This window comes from Streptomyces sp. sk2.1, from assembly GCF_008120935.1.
Lineage (GTDB): Bacteria > Actinomycetota > Actinomycetes > Streptomycetales > Streptomycetaceae > Streptomyces.
This window is the reverse complement of the sequence record NZ_RDBO01000172.1, coordinates 1-996: the sequence shown is the minus strand read 5'-3', so window position 1 is coordinate 996 and position 996 is coordinate 1. Positions and strand designations below refer to the sequence as shown.

The following is a 996-nucleotide window of genomic DNA, read 5'->3' as shown; positions in this document are numbered from 1 at the left end:
GGCTGGTGGTGATGAAGTGGGCCAGGGCCTGCCGGTTGCCGTCCTCACCCAGACGGGCGGCCATCGGCTCCACCGACTTGCGCCGCCCGTCCAGCAGCAGTCCTCGCAGATAGACGGCGCCCCACCGGCGTTGATCCGCCCGCGCGAACGGCTCGAACATCTCCGCCGCGAAGTCCTCCAGATCACACCGGACCGCAGCCAACTCCTCACCCAGCACAGCCAGTCAACGACACACCCGATCAAACGGACACGCCACCGGCGAGTGAACCTGACCAAGCACTACTAGGGCTCCACTCGATGCATACGACTCTCCTGGCCTGGCGGGATTCCTCGGGCTCCCCCGATCGCAACGTCAACTTCGTTGAACGTCATGCCGTCGAGGTGACCATGGTCTCCGAGCGCCTCGGCAGCTTCACGTCGGCGGCTCGGGCCGCCTTGGACGACACAGAACTTCCGTCAAGCAGGCGCAACTGAGAATGCGGCGCTTGGAGTATCGGAACGGGAATTAGCGGTACGCCGCACACCGTCAGCTGCTTCCCGCGCCGGTGACAATCGTGTCCTCGGCGGGGTGAACACCATACGGCCCTGCTCTCACTGGCCGACATGTCCGGCGCCAGGAGCAACGCTCCTGGGTACGGGTCGATGCGGCCCACCGAGTTCCGCGCCCGTGCGGTCGTGCCCCAGCGATGTCAAAAGCGGCCCAACTACTCGGACACGCGACAACCTGGGTGCTTTGCGTGCTGCGAACGGCGAGCGTCCGCAGCGGGGTTGGGTGATTGCCGTCGCAGCGTCCGGCTTCTCGGGATGATGGGTTCCTCAACGGAATGGGGTGTCGCGTGTCGGAAGTGTTGTGGGGTGTGCCGTCGGGGCGGGCGATGACCTGCACGTTCATGCCGTGCTGCTTGTGTTTCTGGGAGTGGTACGGCTCGTCGGCGGCGATGCGGTCGGTGGGGATGAGGGTGCCGTCGACGATGACGGAATCGCCACGGAATCGCC

At 65.8% G+C, this 996-nt stretch carries 1 protein-coding gene and 1 pseudogene; both read right to left on the bottom strand.

All coding sequences use genetic code 11. The features are described from left to right. Nucleotides 1-160, bottom strand: a 160-nt coding sequence (locus EAO76_RS41920; RefSeq protein ID WP_148841471.1) for a transposase, incomplete at its 3' end; no start/stop codon positions are given. A gap of 699 nt (nucleotides 161-859) precedes the next feature. Next, nucleotides 860-996, bottom strand: a pseudogene (locus EAO76_RS41915) (IS5/IS1182 family transposase); the annotation flags it as partial.